The 25833-nt window shown below is 60.2% G+C and carries 25 protein-coding genes, 1 tRNA gene and 1 pseudogene; 13 read left to right on the forward strand and 14 right to left on the reverse strand.

Features of this window, described 5'->3' with window-relative positions; all coding sequences use genetic code 11:
- Positions 1-184 precede the first annotated feature (184 nt).
- The 4 genes and pseudogenes from IEX27_RS21545 to IEX27_RS05095 all read left to right on the forward strand — a co-directional run.
- Positions 185-322, forward strand: a pseudogene (locus IEX27_RS21545) (SH3 domain-containing protein); the annotation flags it as partial.
- A gap of 133 nt (positions 323-455) precedes the next feature.
- Positions 456-734, forward strand: a complete 279-nt coding sequence (locus IEX27_RS21310; protein WP_244630249.1) for a hypothetical protein — start codon at positions 456-458, stop codon at positions 732-734.
- 414 nt (positions 735-1148) lie between these two features.
- Positions 1149-1439: a hypothetical protein gene (locus IEX27_RS05090; protein WP_188719855.1), complete on the forward strand. Its 291-nt coding sequence runs from the start codon at positions 1149-1151 to the stop codon at positions 1437-1439.
- A 279-nt stretch (positions 1440-1718) separates the two neighbouring features.
- The gene (locus IEX27_RS05095; RefSeq protein ID WP_188719856.1) at positions 1719-2054 is read left to right on the forward strand and encodes a hypothetical protein; all 336 of its coding nucleotides are present in this window, start codon (positions 1719-1721) and stop codon (positions 2052-2054) included.
- Between the two features lie 87 nt (positions 2055-2141).
- On the opposite strand, the gene IEX27_RS05100 is transcribed toward IEX27_RS05095, so the two are convergent.
- From IEX27_RS05100 to IEX27_RS05115, 4 genes are all read right to left on the reverse strand, one after another.
- Positions 2142-2507: a nuclear transport factor 2 family protein gene (locus IEX27_RS05100; RefSeq protein ID WP_188719857.1), complete on the reverse strand. Its 366-nt coding sequence runs from the start codon at positions 2505-2507 to the stop codon at positions 2142-2144.
- Between the two features lie 57 nt (positions 2508-2564).
- Positions 2565-3053, reverse strand: coding sequence for a carboxymuconolactone decarboxylase family protein (locus IEX27_RS05105; protein WP_210315500.1), 489 nt, complete (start codon positions 3051-3053; stop codon positions 2565-2567).
- Positions 3054-3169: 116 nt separating this feature from the next.
- Positions 3170-4696, reverse strand: coding sequence for an alpha/beta fold hydrolase (locus tag IEX27_RS05110; RefSeq protein WP_188719858.1), 1527 nt, complete (start codon positions 4694-4696; stop codon positions 3170-3172).
- 192 nt (positions 4697-4888) lie between these two features.
- Positions 4889-4973: transfer RNA gene (locus IEX27_RS05115), tRNA-Leu, on the reverse strand.
- 289 nt (positions 4974-5262) lie between these two features.
- Here IEX27_RS05115 and ilvD point away from each other — a divergent pair.
- The gene (ilvD, locus tag IEX27_RS05120; protein ID WP_188719859.1) at positions 5263-7104 is read left to right on the forward strand and encodes a dihydroxy-acid dehydratase; all 1842 of its coding nucleotides are present in this window, start codon (positions 5263-5265) and stop codon (positions 7102-7104) included.
- A 90-nt stretch (positions 7105-7194) separates the two neighbouring features.
- Here the strand turns inward: ilvD and IEX27_RS05125 are convergent, their stop codons facing one another.
- The 4 genes from IEX27_RS05125 to IEX27_RS05140 form a co-directional block, all read right to left on the reverse strand.
- Positions 7195-7662 (reverse strand): MarR family winged helix-turn-helix transcriptional regulator, encoded by a 468-nt coding sequence (locus IEX27_RS05125; protein ID WP_244630220.1) that lies wholly within the window; start codon positions 7660-7662, stop codon positions 7195-7197.
- A 588-nt stretch (positions 7663-8250) separates the two neighbouring features.
- Positions 8251-11193, reverse strand: a complete 2943-nt coding sequence (gene polA, locus IEX27_RS05130; RefSeq protein WP_188719860.1) for a DNA polymerase I — start codon at positions 11191-11193, stop codon at positions 8251-8253.
- A gap of 315 nt (positions 11194-11508) precedes the next feature.
- Positions 11509-12948 carry an NADP-dependent phosphogluconate dehydrogenase gene (gene gnd, locus IEX27_RS05135; RefSeq protein WP_188719861.1) on the reverse strand — a complete coding sequence of 480 codons (1440 nt, stop codon included), beginning with the start codon at positions 12946-12948 and terminating at the stop codon, positions 11509-11511.
- 56 nt (positions 12949-13004) lie between these two features.
- The gene (locus tag IEX27_RS05140) at positions 13005-13427 is read right to left on the reverse strand and encodes a Fur family transcriptional regulator (RefSeq protein ID WP_188719862.1); all 423 of its coding nucleotides are present in this window, start codon (positions 13425-13427) and stop codon (positions 13005-13007) included.
- Positions 13428-13639: 212 nt separating this feature from the next.
- Between IEX27_RS05140 and IEX27_RS05145 the strand changes: the two genes are divergently transcribed.
- From IEX27_RS05145 to IEX27_RS05155, 3 genes are all read left to right on the forward strand, one after another.
- On the forward strand, positions 13640-13876 hold the full coding sequence (locus IEX27_RS05145) for an Lrp/AsnC ligand binding domain-containing protein (protein WP_188719863.1): 237 nt from the start codon (positions 13640-13642) through the stop codon (positions 13874-13876).
- Positions 13877-13881: 5 nt separating this feature from the next.
- On the forward strand, positions 13882-14499 hold the full coding sequence (locus tag IEX27_RS05150; RefSeq protein ID WP_188719864.1) for a nucleoside/nucleotide kinase family protein: 618 nt from the start codon (positions 13882-13884) through the stop codon (positions 14497-14499).
- A gap of 83 nt (positions 14500-14582) precedes the next feature.
- Complete coding sequence (locus IEX27_RS05155) at positions 14583-15125, forward strand: hypothetical protein (protein WP_188719865.1); 543 nt, start codon at positions 14583-14585, stop codon at positions 15123-15125.
- Here IEX27_RS05155 and IEX27_RS05160 read toward each other — a convergent pair.
- Together IEX27_RS05160 and IEX27_RS05165 are read right to left on the reverse strand one after the other, a co-directional pair.
- Positions 15108-15980, reverse strand: coding sequence for a C40 family peptidase (locus IEX27_RS05160; protein WP_188719866.1), 873 nt, complete (start codon positions 15978-15980; stop codon positions 15108-15110). The two genes, IEX27_RS05155 and IEX27_RS05160, sit on opposite strands and share 18 nt — an antisense overlap.
- 6 nt (positions 15981-15986) lie before the next feature.
- Positions 15987-17357: a leucyl aminopeptidase family protein gene (locus IEX27_RS05165; protein WP_188719867.1), complete on the reverse strand. Its 1371-nt coding sequence runs from the start codon at positions 17355-17357 to the stop codon at positions 15987-15989.
- 300 nt (positions 17358-17657) lie between these two features.
- Between IEX27_RS05165 and IEX27_RS05170 the strand changes: the two genes are divergently transcribed.
- The gene (locus tag IEX27_RS05170) at positions 17658-18743 is read left to right on the forward strand and encodes an SGNH/GDSL hydrolase family protein (protein ID WP_188719868.1); all 1086 of its coding nucleotides are present in this window, start codon (positions 17658-17660) and stop codon (positions 18741-18743) included.
- A 97-nt stretch (positions 18744-18840) separates the two neighbouring features.
- A complete protein-coding gene (locus tag IEX27_RS05175) occupies positions 18841-19680 on the forward strand; it encodes a tetratricopeptide repeat protein (RefSeq protein ID WP_188719869.1) in 840 nt (279 codons plus the stop codon).
- A 75-nt stretch (positions 19681-19755) separates the two neighbouring features.
- Here IEX27_RS05175 and IEX27_RS05180 read toward each other — a convergent pair whose 3' ends face one another.
- The 4 genes from IEX27_RS05180 to IEX27_RS05190 all read right to left on the reverse strand — a co-directional run bounded on the left by IEX27_RS05180 (position 19756) and on the right by IEX27_RS05190 (position 21848).
- Positions 19756-20277: a CAP domain-containing protein gene (locus IEX27_RS05180; RefSeq protein ID WP_188719870.1), complete on the reverse strand. Its 522-nt coding sequence runs from the start codon at positions 20275-20277 to the stop codon at positions 19756-19758.
- 122 nt (positions 20278-20399) lie between these two features.
- Complete coding sequence (locus tag IEX27_RS21605; protein ID WP_308642604.1) at positions 20400-20624, reverse strand: glutathione S-transferase family protein; 225 nt, start codon at positions 20622-20624, stop codon at positions 20400-20402.
- A 12-nt stretch (positions 20625-20636) separates the two neighbouring features.
- Positions 20637-21059, reverse strand: coding sequence for a glutathione S-transferase family protein (locus IEX27_RS21610; RefSeq protein ID WP_308642602.1), 423 nt, complete (start codon positions 21057-21059; stop codon positions 20637-20639).
- A 51-nt stretch (positions 21060-21110) separates the two neighbouring features.
- Positions 21111-21848 (reverse strand): SDR family oxidoreductase, encoded by a 738-nt coding sequence (locus IEX27_RS05190; protein ID WP_188719871.1) that lies wholly within the window; start codon positions 21846-21848, stop codon positions 21111-21113.
- Between the two features lie 283 nt (positions 21849-22131).
- Here IEX27_RS05190 and IEX27_RS05195 point away from each other — a divergent pair, with 283 nt between their 5' ends.
- From IEX27_RS05195 to IEX27_RS05205, 3 genes are all read left to right on the forward strand, one after another.
- Entirely contained in the window at positions 22132-23223 is a 1092-nt protein-coding gene (locus tag IEX27_RS05195; RefSeq protein WP_188719872.1) for a glycosyltransferase family 4 protein, read from the forward strand.
- A 17-nt stretch (positions 23224-23240) separates the two neighbouring features.
- Entirely contained in the window at positions 23241-25448 is a 2208-nt protein-coding gene (locus tag IEX27_RS05200; protein WP_188719873.1) for an amylo-alpha-1,6-glucosidase, read from the forward strand.
- A gap of 176 nt (positions 25449-25624) precedes the next feature.
- Positions 25625-25828: a SlyX family protein gene (locus IEX27_RS05205; protein WP_188719874.1), complete on the forward strand. Its 204-nt coding sequence runs from the start codon at positions 25625-25627 to the stop codon at positions 25826-25828.
- The last annotated feature ends 5 nt before the right edge of the window (positions 25829-25833 follow it).

Below are 25833 nucleotides of genomic sequence, written 5' to 3' on the forward strand. Positions count from 1 at the left end.
TCGCTGATGGTCTTATAAGCGCCGTAGTTGGAACCATTGATTTCCGACGCACGTTTATCCGAACGCAGTTCTCTACAGGAGATCGGACATGAATTTTCGCACGCTGCTCGCAGCGGCAGCATTTATGGGGTTGGCGACCGGCGCTGCGCTGGCTCAAAATGCCTACACCACAGCGAATGTGAACATGCGGGCCGGGCCCAGCACGCAGTACCCCGCCGTGACGACGCTCCCAGATGGAGCTGCTGTCGATGTGCATGGATGCACAACGGGCTGGAGCTGGTGCGACACCACCTGGCGCGGGATCAGAGGTTGGGTAAGCGGCCGTTACCTGCAGATGCTGTACAATGACCGGCGCGTCTATCTGCCCGATTATGCTCCACGCATCGGCATCCCGATCATCACCTTCCAATTTGGCAACTACTGGGACCGTTGGTATCGCGACCGCCCATGGTACCGTGAGCGGGACCGTTGGCGTCCAGTTCGCCCGGATTACGGGCCTCCACGTCCGCCGCGTCCAGGTGCTGGCGCTCCGCCTCCACCACCGCCGGGCTGGGATCGTCCGCGTCCGCCGCGTCCAGGCGCTGGCGCTCCGCCTCCACCACCGCCAGGCTGGGATCGTCCGCGTCCGCCGCGCCCAGGTGCGGGTGCCCCTCCGCCACCGCCGCAAGGCTGGGATCGTCCGCGTCCGCCACGTCCAGGCGCGGGTGCCCCTCCTCCTCCGCCGCCGGGTGTAGATCGTCCGCGTCCGCCGCGTCCGGGTGCTGGAGCTCCTCCGCCTCCGCCGCCAGGTGTAGATCGGCCGCGTCCACCCCGCCCGCAAGCTGAGGATGACAATCGCAGACGTACAGGGACAATCAGCCAGGGTGGTAATCGCACCCGGCAGCGGGGATGCCCGAACGGCGCCGGCCCCGACGGCTGCCTCTGACACGACGATCACTCACCTGTGATACAGGATCATTTCATCCCCGGCGAAAGCCGGGGATTTGTTTTTGTTCATATATTTTTCGTCTTCAAACGCCCGATCTTCTGACGCTTGGAGTTAGCGCGCGGATTGTTTCACCTATAGTCGAAGCGTGTCTGGAAACGAGCAAGGTTGAGGAGCAAGACGCTGACCTGCGGGAGGGCGATTGTACTCATGGAGTAGGACCATGAAACGCTTCGCAGCTTCCTTGCTGGCCTTCGGGTTAGCCATTCCGGTGTTGCCGCTTCAGGCACAAGAGACGACAACTCCGCCGCTGGTTGTGCCCGCTGACGCCTGCGCAGACGGCCGCATGAACGCCATTGGGCAGTGCGAGCAGCAGTCTGATGATAGTGGTGGCGGCACTTCTGATTTGGCGAGCGACCCGAATAAACCAAACTCCGAAGACAGTGTAATCGGAGACGATGATCCGGGCAGTGTGACAGAGGTTGGAGATGTGAATGCGGGGGGATCTGACTAGTCGGGTGCTGACGACCAGGCTTGCCGGTAAATCACCGCAACGCATCCGCAGCGTGGCAGGTACTCGGCCACGCCGCAGTTCAGAGCGGCGTGTTTCACAGGTTCGATATGGTGGGGCAGTGTGCTGTCACGATTGGGTAAACGCATATTCAGAGGAGGATGAATATACATCCTGGCCGTAAACGTAGGTGATGGCCGAATTTCTCTGGAACATATGGCGGCTCTGGAAGTCATGGAGGGTGTGAAAAGGGGGGCAGAACATCGAAACCGGAGAATTGCGATGAAACGAACCTATACGGCATCCATACTGGCCCTTGGCCTGATCCTCCCGGCGATCCCTGCCCAGGCACAGGACACCACCACTCCGCCACCACCGGTAGCAGCGCCTGGTCAGGGCGACTGTGAAAGCGGCGTATACAATACGCAGGGGCAATGCGAGGAACAGTCTGACACAGACGGATCAAACGTACGCCCTGGGGAAAATGATCCCAACAACCCCAGTACCCCTTCCAATCCCAACGATCCGAACAATCCGGGCGACGGTGATAATCAGGACGCGCCTGGTGATGGCGCCGGCGCCGACGACGGAGCAGGCGGAGCCGGGACTCCCAACTAAGCTCCTTGCAACGTTGATCTGATACATACAATCCACTTCCACAGATGAACGTGGCCGGTCACCGGTCACGTTCATCTGCTTCATGCTCTACTCATCCCAAGCCTGAACCACCGTCTGATTGGCGATCTTGCCGTTTTCCAGGTCAAGCACAGCGAGGCAGAAGACGCGAGCACCATCCGGATAGGTGCAGGCCTGGCTGAAAGCGAGCCGGTCGCCTTCTGCAATGCTGGTTTCAACCTTGTGAGTCATGGCACGGCTGCAGATGTCGTCCCAGAAGGTGGCGATGGCTGCTTTTCCATGCACTTCACGGGGTCGGCTAGGCGGGTTGTTGCGGTCGATCACCTTCAGGTGGGCATCGTCCGCATAGAAGCTTGCAAGCCGGCGTCCATCACGATTTTCGATTGCCTGCTTGATGGCGGCGCCGTTTACGCGTTCAACGGTTGTCGTGGGCATTTTCTTTTCTCCTCCTGGAGAGGCAGGTGCGGTGAGCTTAAAGTCTCCGCAAGCTGCTCACTTGGTTGTACTCATCGGTTCCTTTTCGGCGGCCCGGGCGAAGATCGCATCCATTTCCTGCTTGAAGGCTGCCTGATCGATCTGCATCCCGTTCAGTACCGTGGACCAGTGGCGGACGATCGCCGCCATCGCCACGGCCTCACGCACCTCTTCTTCTGTCGCGCCATTGGCAATGGCGGCCTTGGTGTGGAAATAGATGCAGTATTGGCAGGGGATTTGCGCGGCGACGGCAAGACCCATCAGCTCCTTGGTCTTGCCATCCAGAGCGCTCTGCGGGTTCAGCTGGATGGACTTGAACTCCGTCCATGCACCGGCAATGCCTGATTCCGGAAAGGCCTTGAAGAAGCTCGGGACTGATCCGAGCGTAGCCTCGATATCCTTGTAGGTGGCGTCAGCATCGGCATCGTCGGCGCTCACTGCTGGAACATGCGCCAGGGTGGCCGCAATAGCTACGGCTGCGGCAGTCGCGTATTGAGTCGTCATCATTTTTTCCTCCATGTGCTGCACGCCCTCTCAGGTGTACTGCAGCTGCGACTTTCCCACGTGCCGATGTGTGCCGCTTCCACCCAGCGCGCCATTCTGCATCTGGCCCTTTCGGGCCATCAGGCTTGTTGCTGTTTGGCGGCCAGTGCCGCTGCCGCAGCCCTGCTCGGGAGGTCGAGCTTGAGCAGGATGTTCGCCACGTGCCGCTTGACGGTGTGGTTGCTCAAGTGGAGCTCGGTGGCAATGGCCGGGTTGCTGAGGCCCTCGCTCACCAGCGTCAGCACCTGACGCTCGCGCGTCGTCAGAACCTCGATGGCGGGGTTTTCAAGTTTCAGCTGCGGTTCCAGATGCTCGGGCACCACTGCAAAGAGGCGGAGCGGCGGCTCGGATCGCTCACCCAGTCTTTCGCGCTCAACGAAGTGGAGGCCCGCGCCAGGGGAAAGGTCAGTGACGATGCTGCTCGCCAGGATCTCACCGGGTTTTGCCTTTGCGGCTATTTCACGGGCAACGCGTAGGGCATCTCCGGCAAAGCTCGTTCGGTGCACCTCTACTTCACCGATGTGGAGTCCGCAGCTGCATTTTATGCCGAGTTCGCAGGCTTCCCGGACCAGTTCAACTGCACATCGAACGGCCCGTGAAGGTCCATCGAAGTGCGCGAGGATCTCCGGCTCCACGCCTTCGGAGACATGGCCGCCATAGCGGCCGGCGATCCGTTCGGTAATGTTGTGGATGAGCTGCAGCAAATCACCGTTACCGCCGATCGCCTTTTGCGTGGCATGCTGGACAATGCGGGCGACCAGGAGTGTGGCAAGCAACTGGTGGTGATGGCGAACAGGGCGGGCTCCCGTCAGAAATTCCTCGACCGCATCGGCAACCTCGTCTGTGTCGCCGGTCCAAACCTGATGGTCACGGCCCGGAAGCGCCAGGAACCTTGCGCCAGGGATCCGTTGCGCGAGGTCGTGTCCCGCCTCCTGGGGAACGCTGACGTCGTTCGTGCGATGCAGGATGAGTGTCGATGCAACGACATGAGGCAGGGCGCTGCTGACATCGATTGCTGTACTCATCAGGGCGAGCGCCATGGCAGCGCGCGGGCTGGCGCTCAGCCGTTCGAACCGGCCCCACCACTCGCGAAAGCGCGGGTCGTTGAAACGCCCCGGCGAGAAATATTGAAGCGAGAAGCCATTGCCCCAGGACTTCTCGATGGTGGCCATGAATTCCGTCTGCGCAAGATACTCCATGGAGTTGGCGAAGCCGCCATAGAGTACAAGCGCCCGCACACGATCAGGGTAGTTGGCGGCGAACAGGAGGGATATCGCAGCCCCTTCGGCGCAACCGAAAAGCACCGCCTTGCCGCTGCCGGTTGCGTCCAGCACGGCACACAGGTCATCCATATGAGTCTGGAGCCCGGGGAGTTCTGTTGGGTCGCCGCGATCGCTCAGGCCTGTGCCGCGCTTGTCAAACAGGATGAGCCGCGAGAAGGCGGACAACCGATTGGCGAGATGGTTGAAGCCCGGATCTTCCCACTGCACTTCGAGATTGGAAATGAACCCGTCAACGAACACGAGGTCGAAGGAGCCTTGTCCCACGACCTGATAGGCGATGCGCCAATCGCCACTTCTCGCATATCGTACTTCAGGCGGTCTCACTCCTCATCCAGAGCCTCCGCTTGAGAACGCTTGATTATAGCACTCCAGCAGGCGAATGCCTTGCCTGAAATGAGTGGGTCGGTGGAGCGAGAGCAGTGAGATCCGCAATGAAAGCGATTTGCTTCCAGCCGTGCCGGAACTGGTACCGACACGCCGCAAGTCGCCGATGCGACTTCATAATCTTAATGCGGATGGTGCCCAGGAGAGGACTCGAACCTCCACGCCTCGCGGCACACGGACCTGAACCGTGCGCGTCTACCAATTCCGCCACCTGGGCTTGTTTTGATGAGCTGCCATCTAAGGGGTGGATCATGTCCTGTCAACGAGCTTTCGCAGACTTTTTCATTTTCCCGCAGCACGAATTAAAAAAAGACCGGAAAGCCTTGGGTTTCAATTTTACACCGCCGGCAAAATGGATGGGGAAAAGCGATCGCAGTCGCGAATCGCGACCGAATCGGAAGGCTCAACCCGAATCGAACCACCTCTCCGAGATTGGCGAATGCAGGGTGGTATTTCAGGCCATAGAGATATATAGGAGACACGACCTATTTATGTGGATCTTCAGTATGGCACCCTTACGCTCTCGCACTACCACTCACGGCAGAAACATGGCCGGCGCTCGTGGCCTTTGGCGCGCCACCGGCATGAAGGACAGCGACTTCGGCAAGCCCATTATTGCTGTGGTGAACTCCTTCACCCAGTTTGTGCCAGGGCACGTGCATCTGAAGGATCTCGGCCAGCTCGTTGCACGCGAGATCGAAGCGTGCGGCGGCGTGGCCAAGGAATTCAACACGATCGCCGTCGACGACGGTATCGCGATGGGCCACGATGGCATGCTCTACTCGCTGCCTTCGCGCGAACTCATCGCCGACTCCGTCGAGTACATGGTCAATGCCCATTGCGCCGACGCGATGGTCTGCATCTCGAACTGTGACAAGATCACGCCCGGCATGCTGATGGCCGCAATGCGGCTCAACATTCCGGTGATCTTCGTTTCCGGTGGCCCCATGGAGGCCGGCAAGGTCGTTCTGAACGGCAAGGAAACTGCGCTCGACCTGGTCGATGCGATGGTTGCCGCTGCCGACGAGCGTATCTCCGATGCCGACGTGCAGGCGATCGAGCGTTCTGCATGCCCGACCTGCGGCTCCTGCTCCGGCATGTTCACGGCAAACTCGATGAACTGTCTGACGGAGGCACTCGGCCTTTCGCTGCCCGGTAACGGTTCTGTCCTTGCAACGCATGCGGATCGCGAGCAGCTCTTCCTCGAAGCTGGCCGCAAAATCGTCGAGCTCTGCGAGCGTTACTACGGTCAGGACGACCAGAATGTCCTGCCACGCGCCATCGCGAACAAGCAGGCTTTCGAAAACGCAATGGCGCTGGACATTGCGATGGGCGGCTCGACCAATACCGTGTTGCACATCCTGGCAATCGCGCAGGAAGGTGAAGTCGACTTCACCATGGACGACATCGACCGCCTGTCGCGTCAGGTTCCGGTGCTCTGCAAGGTCGCTCCGGCCGTGGCGAATGTGCACATGGAAGACGTGCACCGCGCCGGCGGCATCATGGCGATCCTGGGTGAGCTCGACCGTGGCGGGCTGCTCAACCGCGAGTCGCCGACGGTTCACACCGCGTCGCTGGGCGAAGCGATCGCGAAGTGGGATATTCGCGTCTCCAATAGCGAGCAGGTTCATCAGCTGTTCCGCGCTGCCCCCGGTGGCGTGCCGACGCAGGTGGCGTTCAGCCAGAACCGCCGCTGGGCCGAAGTCGATCTCGATCGTGAAAAGGGCGTCATCCGCCGCGTCGAGAATGCCTTCTCCAAGGATGGTGGTCTGGCCGTTCTCAAGGGCAATATCGCGCTCGACGGCTGTATCGTTAAGACAGCCGGCGTGGATGAGTCGATCCTGAAGTTCTCCGGCCCTGCACGCGTTTACGAAAGCCAGGACGACGCGGTTCGCGGTATCCTGAGCAACGAAGTGAAGGCTGGCGAAGTGGTTGTCATCCGCTACGAGGGTCCGCGTGGTGGTCCCGGCATGCAGGAAATGCTCTACCCGACCAGCTACCTCAAGTCGAAGGGTCTGGGTGCGGCTTGCGCGCTCGTCACCGACGGCCGTTTCTCCGGTGGTACGTCCGGTCTGTCGATCGGCCACGTTTCGCCAGAGGCTGCCGAGGGTGGCGCGATCGGTCTCGTCCGCGATGGCGACATCGTCGAGATCGACATTCCGAACCGCACCATCAACCTCGCGATCGACGATGCAGAGATGGCGCGCCGCAGGGTCGAGCAGGATGCGCTCGGCTGGAAGCCAGCCAAGCCGCGCAAGCGCAAGATCACCGCTGCGCTGCGTGCCTATGCGCTGATGACCACCAGTGCTGCACTGGGTGCGGTCCGCAAGGTGCCTGATCTGGGCTAAACTACTGAGCATTGGCTCGGTATTTCCGGCTCAAGAATCATCCCCGTGATGCGATGCGCATCATGGGGATTTTCTTTTCCTGCAGCTCTTTTATTCGTCGGCGATGCGCCACAGAAGGGGCAGCAGCTGCTCGCGCCCATTCGGCCCAAGCTTCTCGATCAGGCGGGCTTCATGCTCAGTATGGAGATCACGGGCGCGGTTGAACACGGCGATTCCCTTGGGCGTCAGGTGCAGCGCGTGAGAGCGACGGTCGCGCTTGGCGGGCTGACGCACGATCAGGCCCTGCTTCTCAAGATTGTCGACCATCGTGACAAAATTGGTCCGCTGGATTCCGAGTGCAGTGCTGATCTCCGACTGGTTGAGCCCCGGATTCTCACTGATCACGTAGAGTACCGAGAAGTAGGCGGGGCGGAGATCGACTTCCTCCAAGGCGTGAATCAGATCCTCGAACGCGGAAAGCTGGGCTCGACGCAGAGCGTAGCCTATGGCTCCGCGGAGGGCATCCATGTTGGGGCGTTCGAGCTGGGTAAGGTCTGCGCAATGCTTATTTTCTATCATCAAGGGCACCCTGAAACTAATAAAAATACAACAAAGGTAAAGTTGCCAATGTAAAAGCATTGGCAAAGTATGGTCAAAAACAGATTTTTACAACCCTAAGTGTGAAGGGGTTGTATAAATGCAAAAGATTGTATCATGTGAAAACTGTTATGAGCGCTCCACTCTCCCATGTGGAGGTACCTGGTTTGGGCTACCAAGGAATAGTAGATTTATTCTGCGGTCGATGGGAAGTAGAGATTCAAAGTACTAACAGCTTAACAATTGTTAGTATCTTCTTCTGAGAACCTGAAGCGGGCTAGAAAATGTGGCCTGACCTGATGCAAGCCGTCTGGGGCTGAGCCAGGGCCAAATGATTTCCCCAGGCGTAGCTTAACACCTCGGTTTGTCGCGAGTTCGGGAAGCTTATGCATGATGAGGAGAGAGGAGGCTGAAGCGTCGTCCTGTGCAGGCGCGGAAGAATCGCCGCGCCTGCAGGGAGCGATTCGGCCTAGACCAGATCAGATTTTCACAGAAATTCTAAACTGCTCTATCTCTTTGCCTTCTCGCGGTTCCGGACGGAAAACCGTTTCCAATTTTCCTGGAACCGCTTTAGTGCGCCTCGTCCCAGTTGTCGGCAGCCCGCGCATCCACCTTGAGCGGCACGGAAAGGGCGCGAACGGGGCCGGCAGCCTGTTCCATGACATGGCGGATCAGCGGAATGGCCGTTTCTACCAGTTCTTCCGGAGCCTCGAAGAGAAGTTCGTCGTGGACCTGCAGAAGCATCTGGATCTCGGACAGGCCGGCGTCTGCCAGTGCTCCCTCGATCTGCACCATGGCGCGGCGGATGATATCGGCCGCGGACCCCTGGATCGGCGCATTGATCGCCGCGCGTTCGTTGAAGGCGCGAATCGATGGATTGGAAGCGCGGATGTCGGGGTAGTGCGCGCGACGGCCGAAGATCGTTTCGACATAGCCATGTTCGCGGCAGAAAGCCTTGGTGCTCTCCATGTAGTCGCGAATGCCTGGGAAGCGCTCGAAGTAGCGCTTGATGTAGGAGCCAGCCTCTTCACGCGGGATGCCAAGCTGGTTGGCGAGGCCGAAGGCGGAGATGCCGTAGATGATGCCGAAGTTGATGGCCTTGGCGCGGCGGCGAATCTCGGCCGGCATTCCCTCCACCGGCACCCCGAACATCTCGGAAGCCGTGAGGGCGTGAATGTCCAAACCATCGGCGAAGGCCTGTGTCAGCTGCGGGATTTCCGCCACGTGGGCCAGCACGCGCAATTCGATCTGGCTGTAGTCGGCCGAAATCAGCTTGCGTCCCTGGGGCGCGATGAAGGCGGTGCGGATCTTGCGGCCTTCCGCAGTACGAACAGGGATGTTCTGAAGGTTCGGCTCGGACGAGGAGAGGCGGCCTGTCGTGGTGGATGCCAGCGAATAGGACGTGTGCACTCTTTTCGTCGTCGGGTGGATGAAGCCCGGCAGCGCGTCCGTGTAGGTGGATTTCAGCTTCGTTACCTGGCGCCAGTCGACGATCTTGCGCGGCAGCGGAAGGCCTTCGGCTGCGAGCTCCTCCAGCACCTGAGCGGAGGTGGACCACTGGCCGGTCTTCGTCTTGGAGCCGCCCGGCAGCATCATTTTGCCGAAGAGGATGTCGCCAAGCTGCTTGGGTGAGCCGATGTTGAAGCGCTCGCCGGCAAGCTCGTAGATCTCGTCTTCCATCGCCGCTGCCTGCTGGGCGAAATCGCCCGACATGCGCGAGAGGATGTTGCGGTCGACGCAGATGCCCCGATGCTCCATGCGGGCAATCACGGGGATGAGCGGTCGTTCCAGGCGCTCGTAAACCGAAACGATGCGATCGGCGACGAGCTGTGGCTTCAGGATCTCCCAGAGGCGCAGCACGATGTCGGCATGTTCGGCCGCAAAGGAGGTGGAGTGCTCCAGATCGACCATGTCGAAGGTGATCTTCGCCTTGCCGCTGCCCACCAAGTCCTTGAACGACATGGGCGCATGGCTCAGCCACTTGTCTGCCAGCGACTCAAGATCGTGAGCATTTACCCCTGCTGCAAGTACGTAGGAGATGAGCATGATGTCATCGAAGGGGGCGACTTCGATGCCGCGGCGGTAAAGCGCCAGCCAGTCCTGCTTCAGATTGTGCGCTACCTTGATAACCGAGCGGTCCTCGAGAAGCGGGCGCAGCACCTCCAGTGCTTCCTTTTCGGCGATCTGGCCGTCCAGCCTTCCGCCGCCCCAGAGATCCTCCGCACGCTCCTTGTGGGCGAGCGGGATATAGGCCGCGCGGCCCGGAGCGATCGCGATCGAGATGCCGCAAAGCTCGGCCTGCATCGGATCGTTGGAGTTGAGCAGGGCGTTCAATGCAAGTGTGCCGGTTTCGCGCGCAAGGGCAACCCATTGCTGAAGCGTCGCGATATCGCGGATGCAGGTGTAGGCGGTGTGGTCGATCGGCAGCGACGAGATTTCGGCTGCGCGGCTTTTCGCCAGGTTTTCGGGCGTGTCGATCTCTTCACCGCGGACCGGTGTCACATCGCCGCCCGAGCTTGATTCGCCGGGAGCCGTGGCCGTAACCGTCACATCCATGTCGGGACCGTGAGCCTCTTCGGCTTTCTGCACCTCGACGTATGCGGCTTCCACAGCAGAGGCGTCCGTATCGGTCGCCTCGGCAACGCGGCGGGTGAGCGAGGCGAATTCCATCGCCTTGAGGAAGCCGATCAGCTTCGGCCCGTTGGTGGGCGTGAGAACCAGATCCTCCAGTCCTTCCTTAATCGGTACGTCCTTCTTCAGCGTCACCAGCTCGCGCGAGAGGCGGGCACTTTCAGCATGCGCGATCAGGTTTTCGCGACGCTTCTGCTGCTTGATCTCGTGGGCGCGTGAAAGCAGCGTGTCGAGGTCGCCGTATTCAGCCAGAAGCTGGGCGGCAGTCTTGGGGCCGATGCCGGGAACGCCAGGGACGTTGTCGATGGAGTCGCCGGTGAGCGCCTGCAGATCGATCATCTTTTCCGGCGGAACGCCCCATTTCTCGATAACTTCGGGGATGCGCGTTTCCTTGTCCTTCATCGGGTCGTAGAGGGACACGGTGTCATTGACGAGCTGCATCAGGTCCTTGTCGGAGGACACAATGGTGGTGTCGCCGCCAGCTTCGGTGGCAAGGCGCGCATAGGTGGCGATCAGGTCGTCCGCCTCGAAGCCTTCCATCTCGATGCAGGGCAGGCCGAAGGCCTGCGTCGCCTTACGGATGAGGCTAAACTGGGGGACCAAATCTTCCGGCGGGGCCGTACGGTTAGCCTTGTATTCCCCGTAGAGCTCGTTGCGGAAGGTCTTGGACGAATAATCGAAAATCACCGCAAAGTGAGTTGGCGTTACGCCGACATCGGTGTTGCGCGCATCCCGCAGGAGCTTCCACAACATGTTGCAGAATCCTGCGACCGCACCGATGGGGAGCCCATCGGACTTGCGGGTCAGCGGCGGCAGCGCATGATAAGCCCGGAAGATGTACCCAGAGCCATCGACGAGGAAAAGATGATCACCCTTTTTCATGGCTTCACGGGTAGCGGGATGGGTGGTTGTTGTCCATCACAAACAAGTGATCCTTGCAATTTCCAGTGGGCAAAAGAAGAACGGCAAACTTGTCCAGTATAAAATTATTACCGAATTGTAACTACGCTGCCCTTGAATTGCCTATTTGTCGCGCAACATATAGCGGTATCGGCAATATTCCGCCGAATGCCAGCCAAGGCCCGTCCCCCGCCTTTCTGGCAACTGCGCGACAGCCTATTCCCCTCTCCGGGTTGCGCGCGACTATGAAAAGACCGCCGTGGCTCCCCTCCGCCACGGCGGCACTTTTTTATAAGCCTATGATTCCGCTTCAGATCCGGCCAATGGCAGCCAGTTTCCGTGGTGCGTTCCGTCGCCATCAATCCGTTCAAAACCATGCGCGCCGAAGAAATCACGCTGCGCCTGGATGAGATTCGCGGTACCTGTGCCGCGCCGCAGCTGATCAAAATGTGCCAGTGCTGCGCCGAGCGACGGGACCGGCAGTCCGGCGAGCGCGCTTTCCGCCACCAGACGGCGCAAATGGGGATGAGACGTCTCGATATAGCCTGAGAACAGCTCGGTCAGCAGCAGGTTCTGGGTATCGGTGGCCACATCCAGCGCCTTGGCAATCTCTCCCAAAAATTGTGAGCGGATAATGCATCCGGCGCGCCAGATTCGGGCCACTGTGCCGAGCGGCGTGTTCCATCCGAACTCACGAGACGCCGCTGCCATGACGGCGAAGCCCTGCGTATAAGCGATGATCTTGCCGGCGAAGAGCGCCTGCTCCAGCATTTCCAGCTTTTCCGGCGAGAGCGGCGCCAATGTACCGCGCGCGGATGCGCCGAAGCGCTCTTCCGTCAGCTGCCGTTCCGTCTTCATGGCCGAAAGGCTTCTGGCTGCAACTGCCGACTCGATTGTCGTGGCGGGGACGCTCAGATGCTGGCTCTCGATGGCCGACCAGCGGCCGGTGCCCTTCTGGCCTGCGCGGTCGAGGATCATGTCCACCAGAGGCTCGCCCGAGACGCTGTCGGTGGCCGAAAGCACATGGGCGGTGATCTCGATCAGATAAGAGTTGAGACGGCCCCTGTTCCACTCGGCAAAGATTGGCGCGATCTCGCCCGCCGAAAGGCCGTAGCCATCGCGCAGGACGCCATAGATCTCGGCGATCATCTGCATGTCAGCATATTCAATGCCGTTGTGAATCGTCTTGACGAAATGGCCGGCGCCGTCCGGACCAACCCATGCCTGACAGGCCTCGCCCTTATAGCGGGCGGCAATGGCATCCAGAACCGGCTCAATGCGGCGGTAGGAGGCTTCCGGGCCGCCAACCATGATCGACGGACCGTGGCGGGCACCTTCCTCGCCGCCTGAAACGCCCATGCCGATGAACTGCAGGCCGGTTCCCGCAAGCTCATTCATGTGACGCCGCGTGTCGTGGAAGTTCGCGTTGCCCGCGTCGATGATAATGTCGTCCTGCTGGAGCAGGGGCTTCAGGCCTTCGATCTGCTGGTCGACCGCGGCACCGGCTGCCACCATCAGGATGATTGGCCGGGGCGGCTTGATTGCGTCGCGGAGCTCCTCAAGCGTCTCACAGGGGACGATCCTGTCTGCCAGGCTTCCTGCTGCCTCGACAAATTCGCGGGTGCGGGCCGTGGTGCGATTGTAAACGGCAATCCGAAAGCCCTTTTCGGCGATGTTCAGGGCCAGATTTGCGCCCATCACGCCAAGGCCGATCAGTCCGATATCCGCAGTGCTCATATTTTTCTGTCCCGTGTTCTTCGTGGTTTCCGGGGTTGTTCAATCTCGCCGATCGCCTAGCGGCACTTGCGGGCGTAGAGTTCCATACGGTGATGGACGATCTCGTAGCCAAGCTGACGGGCGATCTCCTCCTGCAGGGCTTCCAGCTTGCGCGAGTGGAACTCGATGACATCGCCGGTATCGACGTCGATCAGATGGTCGTGGTGGCCGGCGGCCTGTTCGAACCGAGCGCGTCCGCCCTCAAATGCGTGGCGCTGGATCGCGCCCTTTTCCTCCAGCAGCTTCATCGTGCGGTAGACCGTCGAGAGCGAAATGCTCGGATCGATGGCGGAAGCGCGCTGCAGAATCTCGAAGGCGTCGGGATGGTCTTCAGTTTCAGACAGGATTCTGAGAATCACCTGCCGCTGGCGGGTGATACGCACGCCCGCGGCCCGTAACTGATTTTCGTAATCGCGTCTGTTCTGAATCGTCTCAATCATGATCTGAATATGCGATATCTCGTCGGCGGTTGCAAAGCCTGCGCGGTATTACGCACGTCTTAGCACGGACAACTGAAAGCGACGGTGCTGTGGTCTGCACCACTGATCCCAGCAACTATCGCCGATAGGCACTTGTAAGGTATGATTGACAGAGGCAAAGGAAAGGCAAACCTTAAACCAATCCCTCTACGTGATTTCAACGGAAGGAAGCCATGAGACCCGTATTTGTTCAGCTGCGCTGCCAGCCCGGCAAGACCTACGAAGTGGCGAATGCGATCTATGAACGCGAGGTGGCTTCCGAGCTCTATTCCACGAGCGGCGATTTCGATCTGCTGCTGAAGGTCTACATCCCGGACGATCAGGACGTCGGCAAGTTCATCAACGAGAATATCGCCAATGTGCCTGGGATCGTGCGCTCTCTGACGACGCTCACCTTCAAGGCGTTCTGAGCTCGTTGACCCCTTCTCCTGAAGACACCGACAAGCTCGGCTCGGCCATCCTTGAGCGCGCGCAAGGTTCCAATCGCTTCATCGTCGCGATAGCCGGGCCACCTGCTGCGGGCAAGTCGACCCTTGCGCAGACGCTATACGAGAGGCTGTCGGAGCAGGGCGAGCGGGTTGCCGTGGTGGGCATGGACGGCTTCCACTTCGACAACGCGGTGCTACAGGAAAAAGGCCTTCTGGCGCGAAAGGGCGCTCCGGAAACGTTCGACTTCGACGGTTTCAGGGTGGCGCTGGAGCGGATTCGGGCGGCTGACCGGGATGTGGCGATCCCCGTATTTGACCGGTCGATGGAGCTTGCCCGCGCCGGTGCGGCTATTGTCAGAAAAGATACACGCGTTATCCTTGTCGAAGGTAATTATCTGCTCCTAGATGAGGATCCCTGGGCTACGCTCGATGGGCTTTTCGACTTCTCCATCTATCTGGATGTTCCGGATGACCAGATAAGAGAGCGGCTGCTCTCACGATGGGAGCATATCCCGCAAGGCGTGGAGAAGGTGGAGCACAACGATTTGCCGAACGCGGCGCGTGTCCGAGCGCGCCGGAGACCTGCGGACCTGGTGCTGAGGTAAGGCCGGATTCCGCTTCCTGATGGAACCAGTGGCCCCGCCAGGGATTGCCAAGGTTCCCCGTCCCAAACAGGGAGATATGCCTGATGAATTTTTCGATCGTGCATCCGCTTTCCGCCATCGGAAGGCAGATCGTTCCGGTCATTGCGGTTGCGCTCATCGCGATGAGCCTTGGCCGCTTCCCCGTGGTCGCTCAAGGATTGGAAAGCGAAGGAGCGATCGACGCCATCATTGGCTCCGACGTGAAGACGGATGAGGTGAGCAAGGAAGGCGACATCGATCGCGTGGCCAAAGCCATCGCGAATTCCCGCAAGAGTGCCGAATTTGCCCGCAAGGCCTACAATATAGACTCGCTGGAAATCGTGTTCGTACCTGAGGTCGACGAAAACCTGGCCAAGGTGCTGGAAGAGAATGAGGCGGATATCACGCTGCTGCGCGAGTCAATTGAAGGCAGCGCGATCTTCTATCACGCAATCGATTCGCGCTCCATCATGCTCACAAACATCATCGCAGCCGAGTTTGACGAGGGAAATGAAGTGGTCATCTTCGTCAAGGGAACGAGCGATACCGCCGACCGCAACATCGAGACTCCGGCGGTTGAGCCGGAAGGTTCAGGGCCGGCAGAATAGCGTGGGGCGTCCGTAGAGAGGCTCGATGCGGTTGATGGCCTCGTCCAAGGGCTCTCGGGAGACCTGCATGGTGTAACCATTCGCATGGATGATCTCATCGGCCGAAGTGCAGATCGCCACGTGGCCCTTCCAGAAGACGAGATCACCGCGCTGCAATGGAGTGCTTTCCGGATCGATCTGTGCGCCGATGCTTGAGACCTGCATATCCGTGTCGCGCAGAACCGGTCTCCCAGCCATCCGCATTGAAAGCTGGACAAGGCCGGAGCAGTCGATTCCCATGCCGCTTGCGCCACCCCAAAGATAAGGGGTGTGGATCAACTGCTCGGCTATGCTGACGTAGTCTGCGGACACTTCATTCAACGGCCGCAAGTGACGCAGGATCATCGCGCGATTGTCATCCAGAATGGCGTAGCGGGTACCACGCACCTCAAGCTCATCCACGACGTTCACCAGCGCACCCATGCTATGAGCGTGCAGCACAGGTCGCTTCAAGTCGGGCTCCGGGTAGACGAAGGTGCGCGGAACGCAGACGATGTGGGTGGCAGAAAAGCTCCCTTCCACGATGCTGCTTTCCGGCACATAGCCGACATAGGAATCGCGCTGGGCCTGCACCCAGGCCCAGCCGTTCCTGCGTTCGAAAACCTTCAGTTCCTCACCGTGGAGGAACTGCGTGTCCATGCCCGAAGCGGCGTCGGGCGCCATATGCACCCGGGCAACCGGAACGCCGACGGAAAAGGTTTCACCGTCGACGTATCGGTCGGCCTGCACCTGACCAGCCAGGCGGGCATCGGCAAGGTCGGGGCGGAAGGCGTTCAGTCGGCGATCTAGCTGTTTCTCGACCTTGCTCTCGGACATTGGTTCTTACTTTCCGAACCGGTTGCTCAGCGCATTATGCAATGCGCGGATCGCCTGCGCTTCACCGCCAATCGGGCAGGTGGGCTTCTCGACCGGCGTCCACGAGAAGATGTCGAAATGCGCCCAGGTGCCGGCCTTTTCAACGAAGCGCTGCAGGAAGAGCGCTGCTGTGACGGAGCCTGCAAAGCCGTCCGTCGTGACATTGTTGATGTCGGCGATGCGCGACTTCAGCTTGTCGGCATAGGGCTTCCAGAGCGGCATGCGCCAGAGCGGATCGGCCGTCTCGCCGGCAGCCTGCGCAACTGCGGAGGCGAAAGTTTCATCGTCCGTGTAGAAAGGCGGCAGGTCAGGGCCGAGCGCCACACGTGCAGCGCCAGTCAGCGTCGCCATGTCGAGCAGGATTTCGGGCGATTCCTCGTCCGCCAGCGACAGCGCGTCGGCAAGAACGAGGCGACCTTCTGCGTCGGTGTTGCCGATTTCGACCGTGATGCCCTTGCGGCTCGTCAGCACGTCGCCGGGGCGGAATGCGTTGGCGGAAATGGAGTTCTCGACAGCCGGGATGAGAACGCGCAGGCGGACCGGAAGCTTTGCCGCCATGATCATGTGGGCGAGGCCCAGAACATTGGCTGCACCGCCCATGTCCTTCTTCATCAGGAGCATGGAGCTCGGCGGCTTGATGTCGAGGCCGCCGGTATCGAAGCAGACGCCCTTGCCGACCAGCGTCACCTTCGGAGCATCAGCCTTGCCCCAGGTGAAATCGATCAGGCGCGGGGCAACGGCGGAAGCGCGGCCGACGGCGTGGATTAGCGGGAAGTTCTTCGCCAGCAGATCGTCACCGACAATGGAGGAAAACTCCGCCCCATGGCGTTCCGCCAGCTTACGAGCCGCCGCTTCGAGGTCGTCCGGGCCGAGGTCGTTCGTCGGGGTGTTGGCGAGGTCGCGGGCGAGGTATGCGCCTTCTGCGATGTAGTCGGCGGCCGCGCCATCAGCACCCCCAGGGATTGTGAAGGTGATCTCCGGCGTCGCTTTCGCACCGTAGCGGGTGAAGGCGTAGGCCCCAAGCTTCAATGCGAGTGCTGCGAGCGTCGGGTTGTCGGGCTGGGTCGCGAAGTGCCAGCTTCCCTGCGGAAGGGCACGCGCGAGTTTTCCGACAGCAAGCGGGTCCGAACCATTCTTTCCGAGGCCGAAGAAGGCGCCAGCCAGTTTGCCATTGACGCCAGGAATGGGCAGGAGCGCTCCGGCCGAGCCGTTGAAGCCGTTTGCCTCTCCCCAAGCGCACGCCGTTTCATCCGCGCCAGACTCCTGAAGGTTGCTGCCTCGCACCAGGTAGACGGGAAGCGAGTCGGCAGGTTTCTGGGCAACAAGTTCAAGCGGCATGGCTGATTCCTCACTGAATGATGCAGGCATGAAGTAGCACAACGGGCAGCCGGTAGGCTATCGCCGATGGCCAAGGAAGGCAGGACTGTGCCGCGCTCAATCGGGCAGAAATGTGAGCGAAACCAGCGTCGCAGCCGCCAATTTTATGCGCGGGGTATGATTGTTCACCAAGCCTGTGGTATGCGCCGTCACTCATTGTTCGGTGCGCTGATCTGTCTACCATGCGGACTTGCCTCGCTGGCCATGACGGGGCATTGGGGCGCAACGAAACTCGTCTCCATGCGATTCTGAGGCGGCACGATGGCGTATAAGGCCGGGTTGCCCCAGGGAAAGACCAAAGTCAGCACAATGCGCGCAATCTGGAAATGGGCCCTGATCTTCGTAGTGTTTGGGCTTTTGCTTTACATCGCTCTCCTGGCCTATGCCGATACGAAGATCCGAGAGACGGAAAAGGGCGAGCACAATCCCTTCTTCCAGATTGCAATGAATGCAGAACAGGGCAGTGACGTCGTCATCCTGGGCGCTTCGCATGCGATGCCGCTCGGCTTCGACGGCATCAAACCGCTGATCGAACAGACGTCAGGACGCAACCTCATGGTCATGGCGATCGAAGGTGGCGGCGTGGTGCCGAATGCGGTGATCCTTGACGCGCTTCTCAAGAAGTCGAAGCCCCGAACAGTGATCTATGTGCTCGACACCTTCGCATTTCTCTCGCCGCGGTGGAACGAAGAGCGCCTGAACGACAGCGAGTTTTACGCGCACACGCCATTCGACCGGGCAATCCTGGATACATTCCTTGCGGAAGGGATCGCCTGGCGCAATGTGGCGTCCTATCTGGCGGGCTTCGACAGGATCAATCGGCCCTCAAGCTCCGGAGTGGACCGGTCGGAAGCACTGGTTGCAAACTTCGACCAGACGTACAGCCCGGACGACAACATCGATGACCAGCGCGTTGCCGATCTCTTCTCCAACGGATCAGCAGCGCTGATGCAGGGTTATGTCGACCGCCTTGCCGCCATGGCGGCTGCCGCCAAGCAGGCCGGTAGCGAGTTCATCCTGCTGCAGATGCCCGTGCCGCCGCGCTACACGTCCCGCCTGCCGGAGACGCATCAGGCAGTGCTCGACCGTGTTCAGGCGGTGGCGGAGGCCCAGGGGGTATGCGTGATCGACCACACAGAAGCGCTTCCCGGTGACGAGAACTATTCCGACACCGATCACCTCAATCGTATGGGCGCTGAACGCTATGCGGTGGGCCTTCTGGCAGAAGCTCTGCTGCTGCCGGCCGGCGAGGCAACGGAGAGCCCGAGCCCCTGGTGCGTGGATGCGGCAGGCGACGAGGACGAGGATACGACCGAGGAAGATACCCCTTCGGAAGAGGTTGAGTAGGCCTTCGGCTACGCCGAAGGCGGTATGCGTTAACTCATAGTTAGGGTTAACCAAATATGACTCTGCGGAACGTACAAGCAGTTCGCAGGGGCGGTGTATGCGTAAGACGACGACAACGAAGGCGGCGCAGGGGCGGTTCGCTCAAGTTCTGGTGGCGCTTGCCCTGACTGCAGTGGTGGCGGGCTGTTCAACCGGACGGCGCGATCATATCACCACCGGCTCTGTCTCGCAGGCGCGTGCCGCGAACCCTTCAGGCAATAGTTTTTCAAGCATGTCGGGGCCGCAGCTCGATGCCGCTGCCGACAGCATCGGAAAAGCCTATGTCCGCGATCCGAAGAACAAGGGCACGGCGCTGCAATACGCAAACGTGCTGCAGATCAGCGGGCGCACCGACCAGTCGCTTGCGGTGATGCGCAAGCTTGCCATCGACTATCCGAAGGATCGTGAAGTGCTTGCTGCTTACGGCAAGGCGCTGGCGGCATCAGGCGAGCTGGAGCCGGCCCTCGATGCAGTCCGCCGCGCACAGACGCCGGAATATCCGGACTGGCGGCTACTGTCCGCCGAGGGTGCGATCCTTGACCAGCTGGGGCAGCCTGATCAGGCGCGGGCACTCTACCGTCGTGCGCTGGATATCCAGCCGAACGAAGCTTCGGTGCTTTCTAACCTCGGCATTTCCTACCTGTTGCAGCGTGATCTGCAGTCTGCCGAAGTCTATTTGAAGCAGGCAGCGGAAGCGCCGGGCGCCGACAGCCGCGTCCGCCAGAACTATGCGCTGGTGGTCGGTCTTCAGGGACGTTTCGGCGAGGCCGAGCAGATCGCAGCACGCGAACTTACCCGTGAACAGGCGCAGGCCAATGTCGCCTATCTTCGCAGCATGCTGGCCCAGAACAACAGCTGGAGCCAGATCGCGCAGGAAGACAAGAAGAAGCGCGGTTGATCTCGAACTGAACTGACCCGTATTCAACAACAAGGCCATCGGATGCACATCCGGTGGCCTTCTGTTATTGGAGCGTTACCACCGTCCGGGTTGGCGCTGCCGCACGAAGTTCTGCACTGCGTAGGTTCTGCCATTGGCTGTTGCCATGCCGAAGCCGAATTCCTCGAAATCGGAGCGCATGATGTTGCGACGGTGGCCGGGGCTCTGCAGCCATTTCTGATGGAATTCACGCGCCTGTTGCGAGGGGGCGGCGCAGCGGTTGCAGTAGAGGATGTTTTCGCCGATGGCCTCCCACCGTCCGCCGCCCTTTGACGCCCATCGATCGGCTACATCGCGTCCTTCAGGCGAGCGATGGTTGTAGAAGCCACGGCGCGCCATGTCTTCCGCGTGCGCCTGGGCAGCCGCATTGAGCGTCGTGTTATAACGCAGCGGCGGGGCGCCATTCTCCCGGCGGGACTGGTTCACCAGCTGCAGCATCTGCCCGCGCACTGCCGGGAGATTATTCACTTCCTGGACGGGATTGTTGGAAAGTTGCGGAGCGCATCCGGCGACGAACATGGCTAACACGGCGGCAGCGAACACACACAACTTTCGCATAGAACTATCCTGATTATGTTACGTATCGCGGCCCAACTGGACAATGAAGCGGGCAGAAACATGGCCGCCGCCGTACCAACTCTGGCTACAGCGTGGTGTTCCGTGATGGACTGCTAAGGGTGTCAGTCTCGGTCAGGCGCACCGAGCGGGAACAATGTCCGATAGGGACGCGCGTCCTCCACCGCTCGCGCGAAGGAAGGGCGAGCCAGCAACCGGGTGCGATAGGCGCGAACCTTCGGGTAGTTGTCCGAGATGGCGTGGGTCCAGTCCGCGTAGAACAGGGAGGGACCAGCCGCGCAATCGGCCAGTGTGAAGTCCTCACCGTTCGCCCAGCGTTTGCCGGGCAGATGCGTTTCAAGCTACGCGTAGGCGAGTTCCAGTTTCTCGACGGCGATTGCCAGCCCATCAGCGCGCTTGACCGGGTCTCCCGTGAGGGCGCCGCTGACGGCATGTTGTACGACGTTCATGATGTGGAGATCGAAGAAGCGATCGAGGAAATGGACATCGAGAGCCGCCATCGGATCCTCCGGAACGAGGCGGACGGGGCCCGGCCGGGTCAGCTGGAGATATTCGATGATGACGCTCGTCTCGATCACGTGCCGGTCGCCGTCGACCAGCACGGGGAACCTCCGCAACGGCCAGAGCTGCAGCCAGTCTGCCACATTCTGCGGATAGTCCGGGCTGATGCAGCGGAACTCGAAGGGTATATCGTTCTCGAAGAGCGCGATCAGAACCTTCTGCGTATACGAGGAAAATGGGTGCCCATAGAGTGCAAGCGACATGTCAGCTCCGTGTTCGGGTGTGAGATGCCGCAGTACGCCGGGACTGAGCGGCTACATGGTCAGTCCGCCATCAATAACATAGGTTTGCCCTGTCGCGTAGGTGGCGCCAGCAACATAGACAACCAGAGATGCTACTTCTTCTGGTGTACCAATCCGGCCCATGGGCAGAGAGGCGATGACGCTTTCGCGCGCGGCCTCATAGTCACCGGTCGAGCGCAGACGGTCTTCCAGCGAAGGGGTATCGACGACGCCCGGACAGATCGCATTGCAGCGGATGCCCTGTCCGACATATTCGGCCGCGACGGACTTCGTCAGGCCGATCACCGCTGCCTTGGTGGTGCCGAAGGTGAACTGGTTCGGAACGCCCCTCGTGCAGGCGGAGACCGAGGCCATGTTGATGATCGAGCCTTCGCCGCGCGCCAACATACCGGGCAGGACGAAGCGGATCATGCGGACCATCGACTTCACATTGAGGTCGAAGGCGAAGTCGAAATTTTCCATATCGACATTGAGGATCGTGTCGTTCAGCACGATACCAGCGCAGTTGAAGAGGATGTCGATTGCGCCGATCTTCTTCACGAGTGTCTGGATGGCGGTGTCGTCGAGAACGTCAAGCTTGTGGGTCTTGATGCCTTCATGCTCAGCCTCAAGCGTGCGCACGCGCACCTCGTTGATGTCGATGGCATGGACCGTCGCGCCCTGACGTGCAAATTCAAGCGCGCTTGCGCGGCCAATGCCCTGTGCCGCCGCGCTGACCAGTACCGTTTTCCCCCGCAAATCGACTGCCATTATGAGTATAAGTCCTTCCGATGTTCACAAATCAAATATAGCCCCGCGGATGAGCCGGGGGAGGCTATAGTCCACTGTGGAACGGTTGATAATAAGGCGTAGGCGCAATTTCACGCCTTCATGGCAACTCGGTTGAGGCGAGTTGGTTCAGAGTAGATCGCCGCGTTCCGACGGGAACCAAAATCAACATTGATCGTTAGAGCGGATTGGCGGCCAATCTCCGCCCTGTCGGCAGATTTGTCGCAACAAACGTTTCCATTCAAAGACTTACAAGGGGGTTGTCGTGAAGATTGCCCAAATCGCACCATTGGCCGAAAGTGTGCCGCCAAGGCTCTATGGCGGGACGGAGCGCATCGTTTCGTATCTGACGGAAGAACTGGTCCGGCTTGGACATGAGGTTACTCTCTTCGCGTCAGGGGATTCGCTTACCACAGCCGAGCTTGTCCCCGCATCCGCAAAAGCGCTGCGACTCAATCCGGATGTGCGCGATCCGATCCCGCACGAGCTCATCCTGCTCGAGCATGTGCGGCAACGGGCGCATGAGTTCGACATCCTGCATTTCCATGTCGACCTCATCCATTTCCCATTGATCCGGCAATTCGCGGGGAAGACCGTCACAACTCTGCATGGAAGGCTCGATCTGCCTGATCTGAAGCCATTCTATTCCATGTTCTCGGAGATCCCTGTGGTCTCGATCTCGAACAACCAGCGCAAGCCGTTACCGATGGCGAATTTCGTCGGAACGGTTCTGCACGGGCTGCCGCGTGATCTTTTGCCGTTCTCTCCGAAGGGAGACGGTTATCTCGCGTTCCTCGGGCGCATCTCGCCTGAAAAGCGGCCCGATCGAGCAATCGAAATCGCGGTGAAGGCGGGCATGCCGCTAAAGATCGCCGCCAAGATCGACAAGGTCGACGAGGCCTACTGGGACAGCGAGATCAGGCCGCTGGTCGAGCGCTACGACAATGTCGAGTACATCGGCGAGGTCAACGAGGCCGGAAAGGCAAGCTTCCTTGGCAATGCCGCCGGGCTGCTCTTCCCCATCGACTGGCCGGAGCCCTTCGGCCTTGTGATGATCGAAGCCATGGCCTGCGGAACGCCAGTCATCGCCTTCCCGTGCGGGTCCGTCCCCGAGGTGATCGACCATGGCGTGAGCGGCTTCATCGTGGATTCCGTCGATGACGCAGTCCGGATGGTGGCGAAGCTGCCGGATCTTGATCGCGCGACTGTCCGCGCCACCTTCGATGCCAGGTTCACGTCGAGCCGCATGGCGGCGGACTATCTGGAGGTTTATCGACGGCAGCTGGACGACAACACAATCTCCGTGCCGCTCGAAGTCGTTTCGAGCACGATGGGCATGACACCACGATCGCAATAAACCGGAAGGAGCGTGTTATGGGTGCACAAGTAGACCCTCTAACACCAATGCCGGACGAGATCGGGACAGCGAGGACGCCGCAGTTCTTCATTGCAGGCAATGCGCCGTTGCAGGAACGGCGCCCTCGTACCCTGAAGCATGGCGATACGTTCTCCATCTTCGATCACAACGGAGATGCTCTGTCCGGCCCAGGCAGTCTCGACGGGATTTTCCATCGGGACACGCGTTATCTCTCACACTTCTCGCTGACGATACGGGGGGAGCGTCCGCTCCTCCTGAGTTCCGCGCTCCGGGACGACAATGCCCTATCCATCTTCGACCTTGCCAACCCGGATCTGGAAGATGCCGAGGGTAACATCATCCTGCAGCACGACAGGATTCATGTAAGGCGTACGCGCTTCCTGTGGCGTGACACGTGTTTCGAGCGGCTGAGCCTGCGGAACTTCGATGACGTGGCGCACACGGTGCCGATGGAAATAGAGTTCGGGTCGGATTTCCTCGACCTCTTCGAGGTGCGTGGCGCTCGCCGCAAGCGGCGGGGCAAGATCCACCCGCCAAGCGTGTCCGACAGCGAGGTAATCCTGTCATACACCGGTCTCGATGGGATCAAACGTCAGACCACCATCCGGTTTGATGCCGCGCCGAAGGAGCTGACGCAGAGCCGGGCCACTTATGCGGTGGAACTCGCCGCTGGGCAGACGAAGCAGATCTTCATCGAGATCAGCTGTGGCAGACCCCCATTGGCGATGTCAGCACGGCGACAGTATTTCTCCAGCCTGCGGGAAGCGCGGCGGGAGACAAAGCTGCTCGTCAGGAATGCGGCCTCGATCGAGAGCAGCAACGACATCTTCAACGAGGTTATCCGCCGGTCGGTGGCGGACCTATACATGCTGGTGACGCGCACCAAAGAGGGACCTTATCCCTATGCAGGCATTCCCTGGTTCAGCACGGTGTTCGGTCGGGATGCGCTGATCACGGCTGCTCAGGTGCTGTGGATGGACCCAAGCATTGCCAAGGGTGTGCTGAAGCATCTCGCGGCCAACCAGGCGACGGAGGAGGATCCGGAAGCTGACGCGGAGCCCGGCAAGATCCTGCACGAGGTTCGCTACGGCGAGATGGCGGAGCTGAAGGAGGTGCCGTTCCGCCGGTACTACGGCAGCGTGGACTCCACGCCGCTCTTCCTGATGCTGGCGGGCGCCTATTTCGAACGGACCAATGACATCCAGACGATCCATGAGCTTTTGCCCAACATTCGGGCAGCACTCGACTGGATCCAGAACTACGGCGACCGGGATGGCGACGGATTCGTGGAATATGGACGTCGGACGACTTCGGGCCTTGCCAACCAGGGCTGGAAAGACAGTTGGGACGCGGTGTTCCACGCCAATGGAGAGCTTGCGCGAGGGCCGATAGCACTTTGCGAGTTGCAGGCCTACGTCTATGCGGCCTGGAGAGCGGCGGCGCTGATAGCAGACGCGATGGGAATGGGCGACGAGGCACTTCGCTACGGCGCTCGCGCTGACGAACTGCGCAAGAACTTCGACGAAGCATTCTATGACCATGAGCTTGGCACTTATGTGCTGGCGCTGGATGGGGACAAGAGGCCGTGCCGGGTGCGGGCTTCCAATGCGGGGCACACGCTGCTTACCGGCATTGCCTATCCAGACCGCGCCGCGCATGTGGTGAAGACGTTGATGGAACGCTCTTCCTTCTCCGGCTGGGGGATTCGCACGGTGGCAACCACGGAAGCGCGATACAACCCGATGAGCTATCACAACGGCTCGATCTGGCCGCACGATAATGCGCTCATCGCAGCAGGCTTCGCCCGCTACGGCTATCGCGCGGAGGCGGCGCGAATCTTCGACGGGATCTTTGCCGCGGCCACCTATATCGACCTGCGGCGGTTGCCTGAGCTGTTCTGTGGCTTCCCGCGGCAGCGAAGCAGAGGACCGACATTCTATCCGGTTGCCTGTTCGCCTCAGGCGTGGGCAGCCGTGGCGCCGCTCTATCTCATGAAATCCTGCCTCGGCATCAGCTTCGATCCGATCGGGAATGCCGTTTCCTTCCATCAGCCGCACCTGCCGGAGTTTCTCGATAGCGTGGTGATACGCGGCATGAGCATGCCCGCAGGGAAACTGGACGTGCTTCTGAGAAGGCTTGGCACGGAGGTTGTGGTGCAGGTGCTGGACCGGGACGGCGACATCAGGGTCACCACAACCTACTAGATCATTTCAGAGTTCCAAAGAAACGCTAAAATGATCTAAGTCATTGTTTTAACGCAATTCCGGACGGAAAACTGGTCCCCACTTTTCCTGGAATTGCTCTAGGCATCCTCATCGCTACACACTATGTGGGGGATATGCGGCCGATGCCGCCCGTTCATGTCGTGGGAGTAATCGAGATGAGTAGCGAGCGTATTGAAAAGCTTGAGATCCTCGTGACCGAGCACGAAAGAACCATTGAGGAACTCTCCAGCCAGATCACCGAACACTGGGCGACCATCACCCGGCTGGAGAAGACGCTGGCGGCGCTGGCCGAGCGTTTCCTCACATTGGAAGAGCAGATGGCGCCGGAGATCCCCGTGACCAAGCCGCCCCATTGGTAAGCGGC

It is taken from the genome of Nitratireductor aestuarii (assembly GCF_014641695.1).
Classification (GTDB): Bacteria; Pseudomonadota; Alphaproteobacteria; order Rhizobiales; family Rhizobiaceae; genus Chelativorans; species Chelativorans aestuarii.